The following is a 16,176-nucleotide window of genomic DNA, read 5'->3' as shown; positions in this document are numbered from 1 at the left end:
CGGCTGTCACCCGCTGCCCTGCGCCGCGCCGCCTACGCCGCGCGTGAGCTCGCATTGCGCACGGGCACGGCCCTCGTCGTGAGCCGTGACGGGATCATCGAGCGGATCGACCCGTCGGCCGACGCCCCGGCGCAGAGCCTGCATGAACCGGCGGCGGGCTATCGGCGGCGCTAGCGGTGTCGCCGGGCGATGCGGCGCCTGCGCCCATGTGCCCGATCTCCCGCCGCATCATGTCGCAGAAGTACTCGGCGGCCGGCGTCAGCGGCAGGCCGCCGCGCCGCACCAGGCTGACCGGGGGCGCGGGCAGGGGCTCGCGCACGTGGATCGGCTGCACATGGTCCTTCAGCAGCGGTGACTGCGTCCACTGCGCGGGCAGCATCATCAGCAGGTCGGAGTTGACCAGGGCCACCAGGAAGGTGAGGGCCGAGTGGCCCTGCATCACCAGCCGCGGCGGCGGCAGGCCGTTGGCGGCGAACAGCGGGCCCAGCTCCTCCTCGGCCACGTGGGTGATCGAGGTCGTGATCCACTCGGCGTTCGCCAGCTCCCGCAGCGAGCGGGCCTGCGCCAGCGGGTGGCCGCGGCGGCCGACGATCAGGCGCGTGTTCTCGAACAGCGTCTCCTTGGCCAGGTCGGGCGAGACCGCGTCGGGCGCGGGCCCGATGTAGCAGTCGATGCGGCTTTCCTTCAGGTCCTGCTCGATCGTGGGGTAGACCGCGTCGATGATGTCCACCTGCACGTTCGGGTAGCGCAGGCGGAACGGCCGCAGCGCCCCGGGCAGCAGCGCGATGTGCGGCACGCTGGACAGGGCCACCGTCAGGTGCCCGTGCGTCTCGCCGCGCAGCTGGTCCAGCTCCTCCTGCGCCAGGCGCATCTCGTTGCGCATGGCCGCGGCGCGGCGCAGGAACACCTGCCCCATCGGCGTCAGCTTGATCCCCGCCTGGCTGCGCTCGAACAGCACCACCCCCAGCTCGCGCTCGAGCTCCTGGATGCTGCGGCTGATCGCCGGCTGCGAGGCATTCAGCTGCCGCGCCGCGGCGCGCAGCCCGCCGCGCTCGGCGACGGCCAGGAAATCCCGGATGGCATTGATCTTCATGGCGGTGGCTTGGGTGATCAGGCAAATGCATCACCCTCCTGAATTTTGCATCTTCCAGCATCACGTGCGCCTCCCTACTATCCCGAACCATTCCCGGGGCCAGGCGCTGCCCGGGCCGCAACGAGAAACGCAGGAGACGACACCGTGAACAACGACAAGGCCACGCCCCGCGTCCTGATCGTGGGCGGCGGGCCGGTGGGGCTGGCGCTGGCGATCGAGCTGGGGCACCGGGGGGTGCCCTGCCTGGTGGTCGAGCGCAACGACCGCGTCGGCTATGCCCCGCGCGCCAAGACCACCAACGTGCGCACCCGCGAGCATTTCCGCCGCTGGGGCATCGCCGACACCCTCAAGGCCGCCTCGCCCCTGGGCGTGGACTACCCCTCGAACGTGGTGTTCTGCACCCGCCTGGCCGGCCACCTGCTCACGCGCTTCGAGAACGCGCTGTACTGCGGCCCCGGGCGCAACCCCCTGTACTCCGAGCACTCGCAGTGGGTGCCGCAGTACACCGTCGAGGAGGTGATGCGGGCGCACGCGCAGTCCCTGCCCGGCGTGGAGCTGCGGTTCAATACCGAGCTGCTGTCGTTCACCCAGGACGCGCAGGGCGTGCGCGCCGTGGTGCGCGACCTGCGCGCCGGCACCGAGCAGGCGGTCCAGGCCGCGTTCCTGGTGGGCGCCGACGGCGCGCGCAGCACCGTGCGCGAGGCCATCGGCGCACGGCTGGAGGGCACCTACGGCCTGTCCCGCAACTACAACGTGGTGTTCCGCGCCCCCGGCCTGGCGCAGGCCCATGCCCACGGCCCGGCCATCATGTACTGGCAGGTCAATGGCGACGCGCCCAGCCTGGTCGGCCCCATGGACCGCGGCGACACCTGGTTCTTCATGCCCACCGGCGTCAAGGAGGGCTGGAAGCTCGACCCCGCCGACGCCCCGGCCCTGATCCGCCAGGCCACCGGCATCGACCGGCCCTACGAGGTGCTCTCCACGGACGAATGGGTCGCCAGCCGCTTCCTCGGCACCGCCTACCGCGACCGCCGCGTCTTCCTCGCCGGCGACGCCTGCCACCTGCACCCGCCCTTCGGCGGCTACGGCATGAACATGGGCGTGTGCGACGGCGTGGACCTGGGCTGGAAGCTCGCCGCCGTGCTCCAGGGCTGGGGCGGCGCGCAGCTCCTGGACAGCTACGAGCAGGAGCGCCGGCCGGTGCACGAGATGGTGCTGGACGAGGCCGTCGCCAACCACGCCATGCTGGGCAACCAGCTGTGGAAGGACGGCCTGGACGACGCCACGCCCGAGGGCGCCGCGCTGCGCCGGTCCGTGGGCGCGCGCATCCAGGAGGCCAAGATGCGCGAGTTCACCACGCTGGGCGTGATGCTCGGCTACCGCTACGAGCACTCGCCGGTGATCGTGCCCGACGGCACGCCGGCGCCCGGGCACGACTTCGTCAACTACGTGCCGACCTCGCGGCCCGGCTCGCTCGCGCCGCACGCGTGGCTGCATGACGGCAGCTCGCTGTACGACCACTTCGGCCCGGGCTTCACCCTGCTGGCGCACAAGGACGCGCCCTCGGCCGCCATCGAGGAGGCGCGCCTGCAGGCCCGCCGCGCCGGCGTCCCGCTGGTGGTGCTCCAGCCGAACGAGCCCGCCTTCCCCGCGCTGTACCCGACCCGCTTCACGCTGGTGCGGCCGGACCAGCACGTGGCCTGGCGCGGCGATGCCTGGCCCCATGCCTCGGTGGCCGTGTTCGAGCAGGTCGCGGGGCAGGGCAACCCCTTCATCCCCGCGGCCCCGGCCCGGGGGCGACCCTGAGGCCGCTCCCGGGCTGCAATGACGACGACGACAGCGACAGTGACAGTGACAGTGACCACGACCGACAACAACGAAGGAGACAACACCATGAAGCCGTTCCAACGCCGCCGCGTCCTGGGTGCCACCGCCCTGGGCCTGGCCTTCCTCGCCGCCCCCGGCCTGCAGGCGCAGACCGCGCAGACCGCGCCGGCCTTCCCCGCCAAGGCGGTCCGCGTCGTCCTGCCGTTCTCGGCGGGCAGCGGCCCCGACGCGGTGGTGCGCCATGTCGGCGAGAAGGTCTCCCGCGCCTGGGGGCAGCAGTTCACCGTGGACAACAAGCCCGGCGCCAACGGCTGGCTGTCCGTCGGCGAGGTCAAGCGCACCGCCCCCGACGGCTACAACCTGCTGCTGGTCGACGTGGCCACCGTGGCCCTGCAGCCGCACCTGTACAAGCAGATGCCCTTCGACCCGGTGAAGGACTTCGAGCCGGTGGCCCCGCTGTACACCGCCAACTTTTTCGTGGTGGTCGGCGCCAACTCCCCCTACAAGACCTTCGCCGACCTGGTCGCCGCCGCCAAGGCCACGCCCAATCAGGTCACCTATGGCAGCTGGGGCATCGGCAGCGTCGCCCACGTGGGCTCGGCCATGGTCGAAAACACCACGGCTACCCAGATGCGCCACATCCCGTTCAAGGAAATCCCGCAGCTGTACACCGCGGTCGCCGCCGGCGAGGTGGACTGGGCCTTCGGCTCCGCCGCCACCGTGGGCGGCCTGTACCGCGCGAAGAAGGTCCGCCTGCTGGCCTACGCCGGCCCGAGGCGCCTGGCCGGATTCACCGACGTGCCCACCGTCAGCGAGACGGCCGGCATGGGCAGCTTCGAGCTCAAGTCCTGGGTGGCGCTGTACGGCCCGCGCGGCATGCCCAAGGCGGTGGTGGACCGCATCCACGCCAGCGTGGTCGCGGCCCAGGGCGAGGCGGACGTGAAGGAGCGCTTCGCCACCGTCGGCTTCGAGGGCTGGTCGGCCCTGCCCGCCGACATCGCCCGCACCGCCGAGGCCGACAGCGCCCGCTTCGCCGAGACGGTCAAGCGCGCCCGGATTTCCGTCGAGTGACACGCCAGGAGACCCAGACCATGACGATCCGTCCCAAGACCTTTGCCCATGTCGTCTTCCGCACCTACCGCTTCGAGCAGATGCTGCAGTGGTACTTCACGGTGTTCGGCGGCAAGGTGCAATACCAGAGCCCGGTGATCGCCTTCGTCACGTACGACGAGGAACACCACCGCATCGCCCTCCTCAACATGGGCATCATCAAGGGCGAGTCGCAGGCCCGCACGCCGCGCGGCGAGCCGGGCATGGACCATGTGGCCTATGGCTACCGCGGCCTGCAGGAGCTGATGGACAAGTACCTGGAGCTCAAGGCCAAGGGCATCCTGCCGTACTGGTGCATCCACCACGGCATCACCATCTCCCTCTACTACGCCGACCCGGACGGCAACCAGATGGAGTTCCAGGCCGACTGCTTCGGCACGAACGACGACGCCAACGCCTTCATGCACGGCCCGCACTTCGAGGCCAACCCGATCGGCGTCGAGTTCGACCCCGACGAGATGGTGGCCCGGCTGCGCGACGGCGTGCCGGCTTCCGACATCCTGCCCCGCCGCGTGCAGCTGCCGGTATCCCCGGTGCGCGGCTCGCTCATGGCGTGAGGCGCCGATGTCCGCTCGCGCATCGTCCTTCAGCGCGGACGACGAAGCCGCCTGCGTCCGCCTGGGCGTCGCCTTCGCCAACCACATCGACGCCCGCCGCTACGCGCAGGTGCTGGATCTCTTCACCGAGGACGGCGTCCTCGACCGCATGGGCGCCGTGACCACGGGCCGTGCCGCGCTGGCCGCGTTCCTCGAGGGCCGGCCGGCCGGCGTTGAGACGCGCCACGTCTGCACCAATTTCCTCGTCGAGCCGGTGTCGGCCGACGAGGCCCGCGGCGCCAGCTACGCCCTGTTCTTCCAGGGCTCGCGTGCGGGGCCGGACGATGCCGTGGCCACAATGGCGGGGCTTCCCGCCGTCGTCGAGTACCACGACCGCTTCGCTCGCACGGCGCGGGGCTGGCGGATCCGCGAGCGCGTGATCCGCATGGCCCTGCGGCCTGCGCCCCTTTCCACCGCAACCTCCAAGGAATGACATGAAACTGCTTCGACACGGCCCCGCGGGCCAGGAACGCCCCGGCGCCCTCGACGCCGACGGCCAGGCGCGCGACCTGTCCCTGCTGGTCCCGGACTTCACCCCCGAGTGGATGGCCCCCGAGAAGCTGCAGGCCCTGGCCGCCATCGACCTGCGACGCATGCCCCTGGTGCCCGCCGGCACGCGACTGGGCATGCCGGTGGCGGCGCCGCGGCAGTTCGTCTGCATCGGCCTGAACTACCGGCAGCACGCCATCGAGGCGGGCCTGGAGATCCCCAAGGAGCCGGTCGTCTTCAACAAGGCGCTCACCTCGCTGGCCGGCCCCGATGACGACATCACCCTGCCGCCCGGCTCCGAGGCCTGCGACTGGGAGATCGAGCTGGGCTTCGTCATCGGCACCCGGGCGCAGCGCGTCTCGCGCGAGAACGCGCTGTCGCACGTGGCCGGCTACTGCCTGGCCAACGACGTCTCCGAGCGTGACTGGCAGATCAAGCGCGGCGGCCAGTGGGGCAAGGGCAAGAGCTTCGACGGCTTCGGCCCCATCGGCCCCTGGCTGGTGACGGCGGACGAACTGCCGGACCCGCAGTCCATCCCGCTGGAGCTGAAGGTCAACGGCGAAGTGCGCCAGCAAAGCAGCACCGCCGACATGATCTTCCCGGTGGCCGAGATCATTGCTTACCTGAGCACCTTCATGACGCTGCTGCCGGGGGACGTGGTCATCACCGGCACGCCGCAGGGCGTGGGCCTGGGCATGAAGCCCCAGCCCGTGTTCCTGCGCCGCGGCGACGTGATGACCCTCAGCGCGGGCCCGCTGGGCACGCAGCGCCAGCGGATGGTCTGAGCGCGCGGCGCCCGGCCTGCGCCGCGCGCTGCCGCTGCGTCCCAGGGCCTCAGCGCCTGCGCATCCCCAGCGCCATCACCGCGCCCACCACGATCGCGGCGCCGGCCAGCTGCATCGGCGCGATGGCCTGGTCCAGCAGGACCCAGGCCAGCACCAGGGCGCAGACCGGCTCCACGTTCATGATGGGCGAATTGCCCACCACCCCCAGCCGCGGCAGCGCGGTGAACAGCAGCGTGATGCCGGTGCCATAGAGCACCGTGAGCGCCGCCAGGCCGCCCCAGCCCGCGGGCGTCTGCGGGAAGTGGAAGCCGCCCTGCGAGGCCACCATGCCCAGGCCCACCAGGGTGGCCATGGCCATGGTGGTGGCGGTGCGCACGCGGCCGTCCACGTCGCCCGCGGCGTGCTGGGTCACCACCAGCGCCAGGCCGAACACCGCGGACGCCGCGAGCGCGAAGGCCACGCCGGCGCCGATGCGCGCCCAGTGGCCGCCCGCGCCCAGCCCGGAGGCGGCGCCTGAGACATCCAGCGCCAGCGCCAGGCCCGCCAGGATCACCGGCATCGCCACCAGCATCGGCCGCTCGGGCGGCTTGCGGTAAAGGGCCCAGGCCCAGAAGGCGGCCGCCATGGGGTAGGTGTTGAAGGCCAGCAGCGCCAGGGCCACCGGCAGCCGGGCCACCGAGGAATACAGGCACAGGCTCTGAATTCCGATGAGGAGCCCGATGAGGGGCAGGGCGCGCTTGTGGCGCGTGCTGAAGCGGGGACGCACGCCCTGCAGCGCCATCACCGCCACCAGGACGGCGGTCGTCACGCTGCTGCGAAGCGCGACGGCCGTGGCCACGTCGGCTCCGGCGTTGAAGGCGATGCGCGCGGCGACGTGGTTCGCCCCCATCAGCACCGCGATCAGCAGCAGCGTCGCGAAGGCGGCGCCGCCCAACGCTCGGGGGGCGCGGGCGGGATCCGCCATTCAGTACAGGCCGCGCACCTGCGCGTGCAGGCGCGCCAGGCCCAGCAGCGCGTCGATGGTGGGCGTGGGCACGCCGGTGCGCTGGCCGATCTCGCGCACCACCGAGACCAGGGCGTCGAGTTCGACCGGGCGGCCGGCCTCCACGTCCTGCAGCATCGAGGTCTTGAAGGCGCCCAGCTTCTTCGTCACCTCGTGCCGGTCCTCCGGCGCCTGCGTGATCGGGATGCCGATGCGCGCGCCGATCTCGCGCGCCTCCAGCATGGCGCGGGAGATGAAGTCACGCACCAGCGGGTCGGCCATGATGCGGTCGGTGGTGGCGCCGGTGATGGCGCTGACGGGGTTCACCGTCATGTTGCCCCACAGCTTGTACCAGGCGTCCTTCTGGATCTGCTCGGACAGCGTGGCCTCGAAGCCAGCGCGCTGCAGCAGCGCGGCGAGTTCCTGCACGCGGCCGGTCTTCTCGCCCGAGGGCTCGCCCACGATCAGGCCGTTGCCGAAGTGGTGCTGCACGAAGCCCGGCTCGCGCAGCGAGCAGCTCGCGTGCACCACGCAGCCGACCACGTGCCGCGCCGGGATGTGGCGGGCGATCTCGCCGCCCGGGTCCACCGACTCCAGCCGCGCGCCGGCCAGCGCGCCGCCGAAGCCCTCGAAGAACCACCAGGGCACGCCGTTCATGGCGGTGAGCACGAGGGTGTCCGGCCCCAGCAGCGGCGCGATGCGCCGGGCCACGGCGGCCATGGCGGGGGCCTTCACGGCCACCACCACCAGGTCCTGCGGGCCGAGGTCGGCCGGGTCCTCGCTGGCCTGCACCGGCACGGCGAGGGTCTCGCCGCCCGAGGCCAGGCGCAGGCCCTGCGCGCGCAGGGCCTCCAGGGTCGCGCCGCGCGCCACCACGCTCACGGCGCAGTCGGCCCGGGCCAGGCGTGCGCCGATCCATCCGCCGATGGCACCGGCGCCGTAGATGCAGACTTTCATGGGGTGATTGTGTCCTCGGTGCGAGGGCGCGCGGCCCTCGCCGGGAAATCCGGTGCGCGCCGGGAGGGCGGGCCTCCCGGTCGCCGCGGCGCGACCGGCTCGGTCCGCCCGATCAGCTCTCGGCGGTGAAGCCGATGGCCTTCACGATGGGCGCCCACTTGGCGGTGTCGCGCTTGAGGAGGTCGACCAGCTCGGCGGGCGTGGAGGACATGGCCTCCAGGCCGAAGGTGGCCATGCCGTCCACCACCTCCTTGGTGGCCAGGGCGGCCTTCATCGCGGCGTTCAGGCGGTTGACGAGGTCCGCCGGGGCCTTGGCCGGCAGGAAGAAGGCGAACCACTCGCTGTGCGTGGCGTCCCGGATGCCCTGCTCGGTGAAGGTGGGCACGTCCGGGGCGAAGCGGCTGCGCTTGGTGCCCGAGGTGCCCAGGATGCGGACCTTGCCCGAGGCCAGGTGCTGGGTGATGTCGCCGATGGGGCCGGAGACGGCGGCGATGTTGCCGGCCAGCAGGTCCAGCATGGCGGGCTGCGTACCGCGGTAGGCCACGTGCTTGAGGTCCACGTTGGCGCTCTTGCCCAGGAGGGTGCCCACGAAGTGCGGCGTCGAGCCGGCGGCGGGCGAGCCGAAGTTGGCGCCGGTGGGGTTGGCCTTGGCCCAGGCCAGGTACTCGGGCACGGTCCTGACGCTGGCCGGCACGGCGGGGCCGACGGCGAAGCCGAAGTCGAACACGCAGGCCAGGGTCACCGGGGTGACGTCGGCCAGCGGGTCATAGGGCAGCTTCTTGTAGATGTGCGGGTAGATCGTGAGGATCGAGGTCGGCGTCTGCAGGATGGTCTGGCCGTCGGGGCGCGCGTCCTTCACGGTGGTCACGGCGATCTGGCCGCCCGCGCCGGTCTTGTTCTCGACGACGACCGACTTGGCATAGCCGCCGGCGACGGTCATGGCCTGGGCCACGCGGCGGCAGGTGGTGTCGGAGGTGCCGCCGGCGGCGAAGCCGGTGACGATCTTCGCCAGCTCGAAGGGCGCGCCCGCGGCCTGGGCCCAGGCCTGCTGGCCGATGGCGCCGAGGAAGGCCGAGGCGCCGGCGGCCTGCAGCAGCTGGCGGCGGGTGGTGGATGCATGGGTCATGGGAGTCTCCTCTCGGGGTTGATGGCGGGGTATCTCGGGTGTCTCTGGGACAGGGTTCAGGACTCGTCGCGCAGCCAGGTCACGCCGCCGGAATGCGTCACCGCGCCCTGGTGGCCGGGGCGCACGGTGGCGGCGTATTTCTCGAGCAGCCCGCCGCGCGGCGCCGGGCGCGGCGTGCGCTCGGCGAGGCGGGCGGCGATCTGCTCGGGCGTGAGGTCCACGCGGATGCTGCGCGCACCGGGGCGCGCATCGATCTCGACCAGGTCGCCGTCGCGCAGCGCCGCGATCGGGCCGCCGTCGGCCGCCTCGGGCCCGGCGTAGCCGATGCACAGGCCGCGGGTGGCGCCGGAGAAGCGGCCGTCCGTGAGCAGGGCGACCTTGTCGCCCATGCCCTGGCCATAGAGCAGCGCGGTGATGCCGAGCATCTCGCGCATGCCGGGGCTGCCGCGCGGGCCCTCGTTGCGGATCACGATGACATCGCCGGCCTGGTAATTGCGGGCCTGCACCGCGGCCTGGGCCTCTTCCTCGCACTCGAACACGCGGGCCGGGCCGCGGTGCGCCAGGGTGGCCAGGCCCGCGGTCTTGAGCAGCGCGCCGTCGGGGCAGAGGTTGCCCTTGAGGACGGTGAGGCCGCCGTCGCGGGAGCGCGCGTTCTCCAGGGCGCGCACCACTTCGCCGTCGGGCGGGTTCGCGCCCTCGAGTTCCTCGGCCAGGGTGCGGCCGGTGAGGGTGAGCGTGTCGCCATGCAGGTAGCCGCCGCGCAGCAGCTCGCGCAGCAGGACCTGCGCGCCGCCGATCTCGTGCACGTCGCGGGCATGGAAGCGCCCGCCGGGGCTGAGGTCGCCGATCAGGGGCGTGCGCGCGAAGACCTCGGCCACGTCGTCGAGGTGGAAGCGGATGCCCGCCTCGTGCGCGATGGCGGGGATGTGCAGCGCCGAGTTGGTCGAGCCGCCGGTGGCCGAGACGATGGCGCAGGCGTTCTCCAGGGCCTTGCGGGTGACGATGTCGCGCGGCAGCGGGGCCTCGCCCATCACCGCACGCATCAGGGTGCGGGCGGCGCGCCGCAGCATCGGTGCGCGCTCGCTGAAGACGGCGGGCACCATCGAGGAGCCCAGGGGCGCCAGGCCCAGGGCCTCGGAGACCATGCCCATGGTGTTGGCGGTGAACTGGCCGGCGCAGGCGCCGGCGGTGGGCAGGCAGGCGTGGGTGACGGCGTCGAGGTCGGCCTGCGTGGCCTGGCCGGCGATGACCTGGCCGATGGTCTCGTAGGGGTGGACCGGGTTCACGTCCTGGCCGCGGTGGCGGCCGGGGAGGGCGGCGCCGCCGTGCACGAAGACGCCGGGCACGTTGCAGCGCACGATCCCCATCATCAGGCCCGGCAGGTTCTTGTCGCAGGCGCCGATGGCGAAGATGCCGTCCCACTGGTGGCCGCGGGTGGAGGCCTCCACGCTGTCGGCGATCAGCTCGCGCGAGATCAGCGAGAAGCGCATGCCCGAGTGCGCCATCGTCAGGCCGTCGGAGACGGACATCACCGGGCACTCGTGCGGCATGCCGCCGGCGGCGTAGATGCCGGTCTTGGCGTGCTGCGCCTGGTCCCGCAGGTTGGCGTTGCAGGGGCTCATCTCGCCGCCGGTGTGGAAGACGCCGATGTGGGGGCGGGCGATGTCGTCGTCGTCCTGGCCCAGCGCGTGCAGGAAGCTGCGCGCGCTGGCGCGCAGCAGGCCCTGGTGGACGGTGGCGGATCGGAACTTGCGGGGAGGGTCCTGGCTCATGGAACGGAAAAAAGGCAGTCGCGTAGTAGACAGCGGGTTTTGCTGCGCCGCCACAGGGAAAGTCCCTGACTGTGGGCGTCGGCCAACGCCCCGGCCGCACCCGCGGCGCCGGATGCGCCGCGCCCGCCTGGCCGCCCGAGCCTTCGGCCGGTGCGCCAGAATCCGCGCATGGCCGACCTCCTCTCCCTGCCGGGCCTGCGCGGCCTGCCGCTTCCCATCCTCCAGGCGCCCATGGCGGGCTCGCAGGGCGCCGCGCTGGCGCTGGCCGTCGGCGAGGCCGGCGGGCTCGGCGCGCTGCCCGCGGCCATGCTCACGCCCGAGGCGCTGGCGCAGGACATCGAGCGGGTGGCCGCTGCCGGCCGCCCGTACAACGTCAACTTCTTCTGCCACCAGCCGCCCGTGCCCGACGAGGCGCGCGAGGCCCGCTGGCGCCAGGCGCTGGCGCCGTACTACGCCGAGGCCGGCATCGACCCCGCCGGCATCCCCGCCGGCCCCGGCCGCCGCCCCTTCGACGAGGCCGCGCTCGCGGTGCTGGAGCGGTTCCGCCCGCCCGTGGTGAGCTTCCATTTCGGGCTGCCCGAGCCACGCATGCTGGCGCGGGTGAAGGCCTGGGGCGCCACGGTGTGGTCCTCGGCCACCACGGTGGACGAGGCGCGCTGGCTGGTGCAGCACGGCGCCGACGCGGTGATCGCCCAGGGCCTGGAGGCCGGCGGCCACCGCGGCCACTTCCTGGACCACGACCTGACCCGCCAGATGGGGACGTTCGCGCTCCTGCCGCAGGTGGTGGCGGCGGTCGGCGTGCCGGTGATCGCTGCCGGCGGGATCATGGACGCGGCCGGCGTGGCCGCCGCCCGCGCCCTGGGCGCGGCGGGCGTGCAGGCCGGCACGGCCTTCCTGCTGACGCCCGAGGCCACCACCGGCCCGGTGCACCGGGCGGCGCTGCAGTCCGAGGCGGTGCGCCACACGGCGCTGACCCGCCTGTTCTCCGGCCGGCCGGCGCGCGGCATGGTGAACCGCGTCATGCGCGAGCTGGGGCCGCTGGGCGAGGCGCCGCCCGAGTTCCCGCTGGCCACCGCCGCCATCGCGCCGCTGCGCGCCTGGGCCGAGAAGGCCGGCAGCGGGGATTTCTCGCCGCTGTGGGCGGGCCAGCATGCGGCCGCGGCGCGCGCGGTGCCGGCGGCCGAGGTCGTGCGCGAGCTGGCCCGCGGCTGGCGCTGACCGGCCGCCCGCCCGGCGGCGCGGGGCCGGCCGCGGCGCCGCCGGGGGCGGTGGTAGGCTCCCGCCCTCATGGCCAAGGAAAAGACCGTCTACACCTGCTCCGAATGCGGCGGCACCAGCCCGCGCTGGCTCGGCAAGTGCCCGCATTGCGAAGCCTGGAACACCCTGATCGAGTCGGTGCCCGAGGGCGGTGCGGCAGGCGGCAAGAACCGTTTCGCCGGCCTGGCGAAGTCCGCGCCCGTGACCGTGCTGGCCGACATCGAGGCCACCGACTTCGCCCGCACCCCCACCGGCATCGACGAGCTCGATCGCGTGCTGGGGGGCGGCATCGTCGAGGGCGGCGTGGTGCTCATTGGCGGCGACCCCGGCATCGGCAAGTCCACCCTGCTGCTGCAGGCGCTGGACGGGCTGGAGCGCGCCGGCGTGCCCACGCTGTACGTGACCGGCGAGGAGTCCGGCGCCCAGGTGGCCCTGCGCTCTCGGCGGCTGGGGCTGGAGAGCCCGCAGGTGAAGGTGCAGGCCGAGATCCAGCTGGAGAAGATCCTCGGCACCCTGCAGTCCGCCCGGCCCGCGGTGGCCGTCATCGACTCCATCCAGACCGTCTACTCCGACCAGCTCACCTCCGCCCCCGGCTCGGTGGCCCAGGTGCGCGAGTGCGCCGCCCACCTCACGCGCGCGGCCAAGGCCAGCGGCACCACCGTGGTCCTGGTGGGCCACGTGACCAAGGAGGGCGCGCTGGCCGGCCCGCGCGTGCTGGAGCACATGGTCGACACGGTGCTGTACTTCGAGGGCGACACGCACTCCAGCTTCCGCCTGGTGCGCGCCATCAAGAACCGCTTCGGTGCGGTCAACGAGATCGGCGTCTTCGCCATGACCGAGAAGGGCCTCAAGGGCGTGGCCAACCCCAGCGCCATCTTCCTGTCGCAGCACACCGAGCCGGTTCCCGGCAGCTGCGTGCTGGTGACGCTGGAGGGCACGCGCCCGATGCTGGTGGAGATCCAGGCGCTGGTGGACACCGGCGGGCCCAGCCCGCGGCGGCTGTCGGTGGGCCTGGAGCGGGACCGCCTGGCCATGCTGCTGGCGGTGCTGCACCGGCATGCCGGCGTGGCCTGCTACGACCAGGACGTCTTCGTCAACGCGGTGGGCGGCGTGCGCATCTCCGAGCCGGCCGCCGACCTGGCGGTGATGCTGGCCATCACCTCCTCGCTGCGCGGGCGCGCCCTGCCCAAGGGCTTCATCGCCTTCGGCGAGGTCGGCCTGGCCGGCGAGGTGCGGCCGGCGCCGCGCGGGCAGGAGCGCCTGCGCGAGGCGGCCAAGCTCGGGTTCTCGGTGGCCGTGGTGCCCAAGGCCAATGCGCCCAAGAAGGGCTCCCGCGAGCTGGAGGGCCTGGCCATCCACCCGGTGGAGCGCATCGAGGAGGCCATGGAGGTCGTCCGGGGGCTGGCCTGATCGCGGACAATCCGGTCCGATGAACTGGCAACGAATCATGGTCCCCCTGGGGGCCGCAGCACTCCTCTACACCGCCTGGAACTCCTTCGGCCTGCCCGGCCTGGCCATCGCCGGCGGCGGCCTGGTGATGTGGGTGCTCCTGCACTTCACCCGCCTGATGCATATCCTGAAGAAGGCCGCCGACCGCCCGGTGGGCTATGTGGGCAGCGCGGTGATGATGAACGTGAAGATCAAGACCGGCTGGCCGCTGATGAAGGTCATCGCCGTCACGCGCAGCCTGGGCGAGCAGCTGTCGCCGCGCGACGAGCAGCCCGAGGTGTTCCGCTGGACGGACCCGGGCGGCTCCCATGTCACCTGCGAATTCCGCGGGGGCCGGCTGGTGCGCTGGACGCTCTGGCGCCCCGTCGCCGAGGAAACAGGGGCCGGCCCAGCGGCGGACTAAAATCGTTTCTTTGGTTTTCCCCTGACACCCCACGAGGACGAGAGATGAGCGTTGTTCCGAGCATGGCCGACCGCGACGGCAAGATCTGGATGGATGGTGAACTGGTCGACTGGCGCGACGCCAAGATCCACGTCCTCACCCACACCCTGCACTACGGCTGCGGCGCCTTCGAGGGTGTTCGCGCCTACAACACGGTCAATGGCCCCGCCATCTTCCGCCTGCAGGAGCACACCGACCGACTGTTCAACAGCGCCAAGATCCTGCGCATGACGATCCCGTTCACCAAGGAGCAGGTGAACGAGGCGCAGAAGGAAGTGGTCCGCGCCAACAAGCTGGAAAGCGGCTACCTGCGTCCCCTGGTCTGGATCGGCTCGCAGAAGCTGGGCGTCAGCCCCAAGGGCAACAAGATCCACCTGATGGTCGCGGCCTGGGCCTGGGGCGCCTACCTGGGCGAGGAGGGCATGAAGCGCGGCATCCGCGTGAAGACCTCCAGCTACAGCCGCCACCACGTGAACATCACGATGACCCAGGCCAAGGCGGTGTCGAACTACTCGAACTCCATCCTGGCCAACATGGAAGCCCTGGACGACGGCTACGACGAGGCCCTGCTGCTGGACACCTCGGGCTTCGTGAGCGAAGGCGCGGGCGAGAACATCTTCGTGGTCAAGGACGGCAAGGTCTACACGCCCGACCTGTCCGCCGGCGCCCTCAACGGCATCACCCGCAACACGATCATGCACATCTGCGCTGACCTCGGCATCGAGGTGATCCAGAAGCGCATCACCCGCGACGAGGTCTACATCGCCGACGAGGCCTTCTTCACCGGCACCGCCGCGGAAGTCACCCCGATCCGCGAACTCGATCGCCTGCCGATCGGCATCGGCTCGCGTGGCCCGGTCACCGAGAAGATCCAGGCGGCCTTCTTCGACATCGTCAACGGCCGCAACCCCAAGTACGCCCACTGGCTCACCAAGGTCTGAGGACGCGCGCGATGACTGCCCCCGCTCCCAAGAAGGAAGCCGTCGTCGAGCTCCTCGCCAAGGACCTCAATGGCAACGGCGGCGTGTTCTGCCCCAGCCCCGTGGCCGGCATGAAGCTGTGGAACACGCACCCGCGCGTGTTCCTGGACGTGGCGCATACCGGCGAGGCCCGCTGCGCCTACTGCGGCACCGTCTACAAGCTCAAGGACGGCGAGCACTTCCACGCGGGCCACTGACCCCGCATGACCCGCTCGCTGGTCATTGCGCCGCAATGGATCGGCGACGCGGTCATGACCGAGCCGCTGATGCGCCGCCTCGCGGCGCGCGGCGAGCGCCTCACGGTGGGCGCGCTGCCCTGGGTGGCGCCCGTCTACCGCGCCATGCCGCAGGTGGCCGAGGTCATCGAATTCCCCTTCCAGCACGGCGGCCTGCAGTTCAAGGCGCGCCGCCGCATCGCGCAGGAGCTCGCGGGGCGCTTCGACTGCGCCTACGTGCTGCCCAACTCCCTCAAGAGCGCGCTGCTGCCGTTCCTGGCCAGCATCCCGCGCCGGGTCGGCTACCTGGGCGAGGCGCGCGTGGGCCTGCTCACGCACCGCCTGAAGAACCCCAAGGGCAAGCCGCCCATGGTGGCCTTCTACTCGGCGCTCGCCGGCGAGGCCGGCATCGAGGCCGACCGGCCGCAGCTGTCGCTGGCCGGGGACGAGGCCGCGCGGGCGGCGCAGGCCCAGGGCCTGGCGCCGCGCGGCTACTACACCTTCTCCCCGGGCGCCGAGTTCGGCGGCTCCAAGCGCTGGCCCGCCGCCCACTACGCCCGGCTCGCCACCCTGCTCGATGCGCCGGTGGTGCTGCTCGGCTCCGGCAAGGAGTCGGCCCTGTGCGACGAGATCGCGCAGGCGGCCCCGGCCGGCCGCTGCCTCAACCTCGCCGGCAAGACCTCGCTGATGGAGGCCTTCGCCCTCATCGCCGGCGCCCGCGCCATGGTGAGCAACGACTCGGGGCTGATGCATGTGGCTGCCGCCTTCGGCATCGACCAGGTGGCGCTGTTCGGGTCGTCCAGCCCGCTGCACACGCCGCCGCTGAACGACCGCGCCCGTGTCCTCTGGCTCAAGCAGGACGCGGCCTACCAGCCGCCGCTCGACTGCGCGCCCTGTTTCGAGCGCGAGTGCCCGCTGGGCCACCACCGCTGCCTGGTGGACATCGCACCCGAGCGGGTGGTGCAGGCGCTGGCCGCCGATGCCTGAGTCCCCGCTGCCCGAGGGCTGGCTGTACTGGCTGCACCGCGCCAGCGAGTACGTGCTGCTGAACTTGCTGGAAGACCCGGCCTACCTCGCCCTGGTCTTCTGCTGAGTC

At 72.3% G+C, this 16,176-nt stretch carries 16 protein-coding genes; 11 read left to right on the top strand and 5 right to left on the bottom strand.

The annotated features are described in order from the left end of the window. Window positions 1-94: 94 nt before the first annotated feature. Window positions 95-1,093, bottom strand: coding sequence for a LysR family transcriptional regulator (locus ACFQZY_RS16945; RefSeq protein ID WP_377417994.1), 999 nt, complete (start codon window positions 1,091-1,093; stop codon window positions 95-97). A 144-nt stretch (window positions 1,094-1,237) separates the two neighbouring features. On the opposite strand from ACFQZY_RS16945, the gene ACFQZY_RS16940 reads away from it, so the two are divergent. From ACFQZY_RS16940 to ACFQZY_RS16920, 5 genes are all read left to right on the top strand, one after another. Further along, window positions 1,238-2,899, top strand: a complete 1,662-nt coding sequence (locus ACFQZY_RS16940; RefSeq protein ID WP_377417992.1) for an FAD-dependent monooxygenase — start codon at window positions 1,238-1,240, stop codon at window positions 2,897-2,899. Between the two features lie 87 nt (window positions 2,900-2,986). Further along, window positions 2,987-3,991, top strand: coding sequence for a Bug family tripartite tricarboxylate transporter substrate binding protein (locus ACFQZY_RS16935; RefSeq protein ID WP_377417990.1), 1,005 nt, complete (start codon window positions 2,987-2,989; stop codon window positions 3,989-3,991). Window positions 3,992-4,011: 20 nt separating this feature from the next. Continuing rightward, entirely contained in the window at window positions 4,012-4,587 is a 576-nt protein-coding gene (locus ACFQZY_RS16930) for a VOC family protein (RefSeq protein WP_377417988.1), read from the top strand. Window positions 4,588-4,594: 7 nt separating this feature from the next. Further along, window positions 4,595-5,059 (top strand): nuclear transport factor 2 family protein, encoded by a 465-nt coding sequence (locus tag ACFQZY_RS16925; RefSeq protein ID WP_377417986.1) that lies wholly within the window; start codon window positions 4,595-4,597, stop codon window positions 5,057-5,059. Window position 5,060: 1 nt separating this feature from the next. Further along, a complete protein-coding gene (locus ACFQZY_RS16920) occupies window positions 5,061-5,900 on the top strand; it encodes a fumarylacetoacetate hydrolase family protein (RefSeq protein WP_377417984.1) in 840 nt (279 codons plus the stop codon). Window positions 5,901-5,949: 49 nt separating this feature from the next. On the opposite strand, the gene ACFQZY_RS16915 is transcribed toward ACFQZY_RS16920, so the two are convergent. The 4 genes from ACFQZY_RS16915 to ilvD form a co-directional block, all read right to left on the bottom strand. After that, entirely contained in the window at window positions 5,950-6,864 is a 915-nt protein-coding gene (locus tag ACFQZY_RS16915; RefSeq protein WP_377417982.1) for a DMT family transporter, read from the bottom strand. Next, on the bottom strand, window positions 6,865-7,839 hold the full coding sequence (locus tag ACFQZY_RS16910; RefSeq protein WP_377417980.1) for a 2-dehydropantoate 2-reductase: 975 nt from the start codon (window positions 7,837-7,839) through the stop codon (window positions 6,865-6,867). Window positions 7,840-7,951: 112 nt separating this feature from the next. Then, on the bottom strand, window positions 7,952-8,965 hold the full coding sequence (locus ACFQZY_RS16905) for a Bug family tripartite tricarboxylate transporter substrate binding protein (protein ID WP_377417978.1): 1,014 nt from the start codon (window positions 8,963-8,965) through the stop codon (window positions 7,952-7,954). A gap of 56 nt (window positions 8,966-9,021) precedes the next feature. Beyond that, entirely contained in the window at window positions 9,022-10,737 is a 1,716-nt protein-coding gene (gene ilvD / locus ACFQZY_RS16900) for a dihydroxy-acid dehydratase (RefSeq protein WP_377417976.1), read from the bottom strand. A 168-nt stretch (window positions 10,738-10,905) separates the two neighbouring features. Between ilvD and ACFQZY_RS16895 the strand changes: the two genes are divergently transcribed. The 6 genes from ACFQZY_RS16895 (at window position 10,906) to waaF (ending at window position 16,067) form a co-directional block, all read left to right on the top strand. Beyond that, the gene (locus ACFQZY_RS16895; RefSeq protein ID WP_377417974.1) at window positions 10,906-11,955 is read left to right on the top strand and encodes an NAD(P)H-dependent flavin oxidoreductase; all 1,050 of its coding nucleotides are present in this window, start codon (window positions 10,906-10,908) and stop codon (window positions 11,953-11,955) included. A gap of 69 nt (window positions 11,956-12,024) precedes the next feature. Further along, window positions 12,025-13,404, top strand: coding sequence for a DNA repair protein RadA (gene radA / locus ACFQZY_RS16890; RefSeq protein WP_377417972.1), 1,380 nt, complete (start codon window positions 12,025-12,027; stop codon window positions 13,402-13,404). A 19-nt stretch (window positions 13,405-13,423) separates the two neighbouring features. Further along, window positions 13,424-13,846, top strand: coding sequence for a glycerate kinase (locus ACFQZY_RS16885; protein ID WP_377417970.1), 423 nt, complete (start codon window positions 13,424-13,426; stop codon window positions 13,844-13,846). A 44-nt stretch (window positions 13,847-13,890) separates the two neighbouring features. Next, entirely contained in the window at window positions 13,891-14,826 is a 936-nt protein-coding gene (locus tag ACFQZY_RS16880; RefSeq protein WP_377417968.1) for a branched-chain amino acid transaminase, read from the top strand. Window positions 14,827-14,837: 11 nt separating this feature from the next. Further along, complete coding sequence (locus ACFQZY_RS16875; protein WP_377417966.1) at window positions 14,838-15,062, top strand: zinc-finger domain-containing protein; 225 nt, start codon at window positions 14,838-14,840, stop codon at window positions 15,060-15,062. A gap of 6 nt (window positions 15,063-15,068) precedes the next feature. Beyond that, entirely contained in the window at window positions 15,069-16,067 is a 999-nt protein-coding gene (waaF, locus tag ACFQZY_RS16870; protein WP_377417964.1) for a lipopolysaccharide heptosyltransferase II, read from the top strand. Window positions 16,068-16,176: the final 109 nt, after the last annotated feature.

Source organism: Ramlibacter sp. GCM10027632 (genome assembly GCF_042675325.1).
Classification (GTDB): domain Bacteria; phylum Pseudomonadota; class Gammaproteobacteria; order Burkholderiales; family Burkholderiaceae_C; genus Ramlibacter.
The sequence above is the reverse complement of the archived record's forward strand: the minus strand, read 5'-3'. Positions and strand labels throughout refer to the sequence as shown.

Excerpts from the sequence above, each read along its gene's own strand:
- ACFQZY_RS16945 (WP_377417994.1), bottom strand. The coding sequence starts at position 1,093 with ATGAAGATCAATGCCATCCGGGATTTCCTGGCCGTCGCCGAGCGCGGC.
- ACFQZY_RS16935 (WP_377417990.1), top strand. The coding sequence starts at position 2,987 with ATGAAGCCGTTCCAACGCCGCCGCGTCCTGGGTGCCACCGCCCTGGGC.
- ACFQZY_RS16930 (WP_377417988.1), top strand. The coding sequence starts at position 4,012 with ATGACGATCCGTCCCAAGACCTTTGCCCATGTCGTCTTCCGCACCTAC.
- ACFQZY_RS16925 (WP_377417986.1), top strand. The coding sequence starts at position 4,595 with ATGTCCGCTCGCGCATCGTCCTTCAGCGCGGACGACGAAGCCGCCTGC.
- ACFQZY_RS16920 (WP_377417984.1), top strand. The coding sequence starts at position 5,061 with ATGAAACTGCTTCGACACGGCCCCGCGGGCCAGGAACGCCCCGGCGCC.
- ACFQZY_RS16915 (WP_377417982.1), bottom strand. The coding sequence starts at position 6,864 with ATGGCGGATCCCGCCCGCGCCCCCCGAGCGTTGGGCGGCGCCGCCTTC.
- ACFQZY_RS16910 (WP_377417980.1), bottom strand. The coding sequence starts at position 7,839 with ATGAAAGTCTGCATCTACGGCGCCGGTGCCATCGGCGGATGGATCGGC.
- ACFQZY_RS16905 (WP_377417978.1), bottom strand. The coding sequence starts at position 8,965 with ATGACCCATGCATCCACCACCCGCCGCCAGCTGCTGCAGGCCGCCGGC.
- ilvD (WP_377417976.1), bottom strand. The coding sequence starts at position 10,737 with ATGAGCCAGGACCCTCCCCGCAAGTTCCGATCCGCCACCGTCCACCAG.
- ACFQZY_RS16895 (WP_377417974.1), top strand. The coding sequence starts at position 10,906 with ATGGCCGACCTCCTCTCCCTGCCGGGCCTGCGCGGCCTGCCGCTTCCC.
- radA (WP_377417972.1), top strand. The coding sequence starts at position 12,025 with ATGGCCAAGGAAAAGACCGTCTACACCTGCTCCGAATGCGGCGGCACC.
- ACFQZY_RS16885 (WP_377417970.1), top strand. The coding sequence starts at position 13,424 with ATGAACTGGCAACGAATCATGGTCCCCCTGGGGGCCGCAGCACTCCTC.
- ACFQZY_RS16880 (WP_377417968.1), top strand. The coding sequence starts at position 13,891 with ATGAGCGTTGTTCCGAGCATGGCCGACCGCGACGGCAAGATCTGGATG.
- ACFQZY_RS16875 (WP_377417966.1), top strand. The coding sequence starts at position 14,838 with ATGACTGCCCCCGCTCCCAAGAAGGAAGCCGTCGTCGAGCTCCTCGCC.
- waaF (WP_377417964.1), top strand. The coding sequence starts at position 15,069 with ATGACCCGCTCGCTGGTCATTGCGCCGCAATGGATCGGCGACGCGGTC.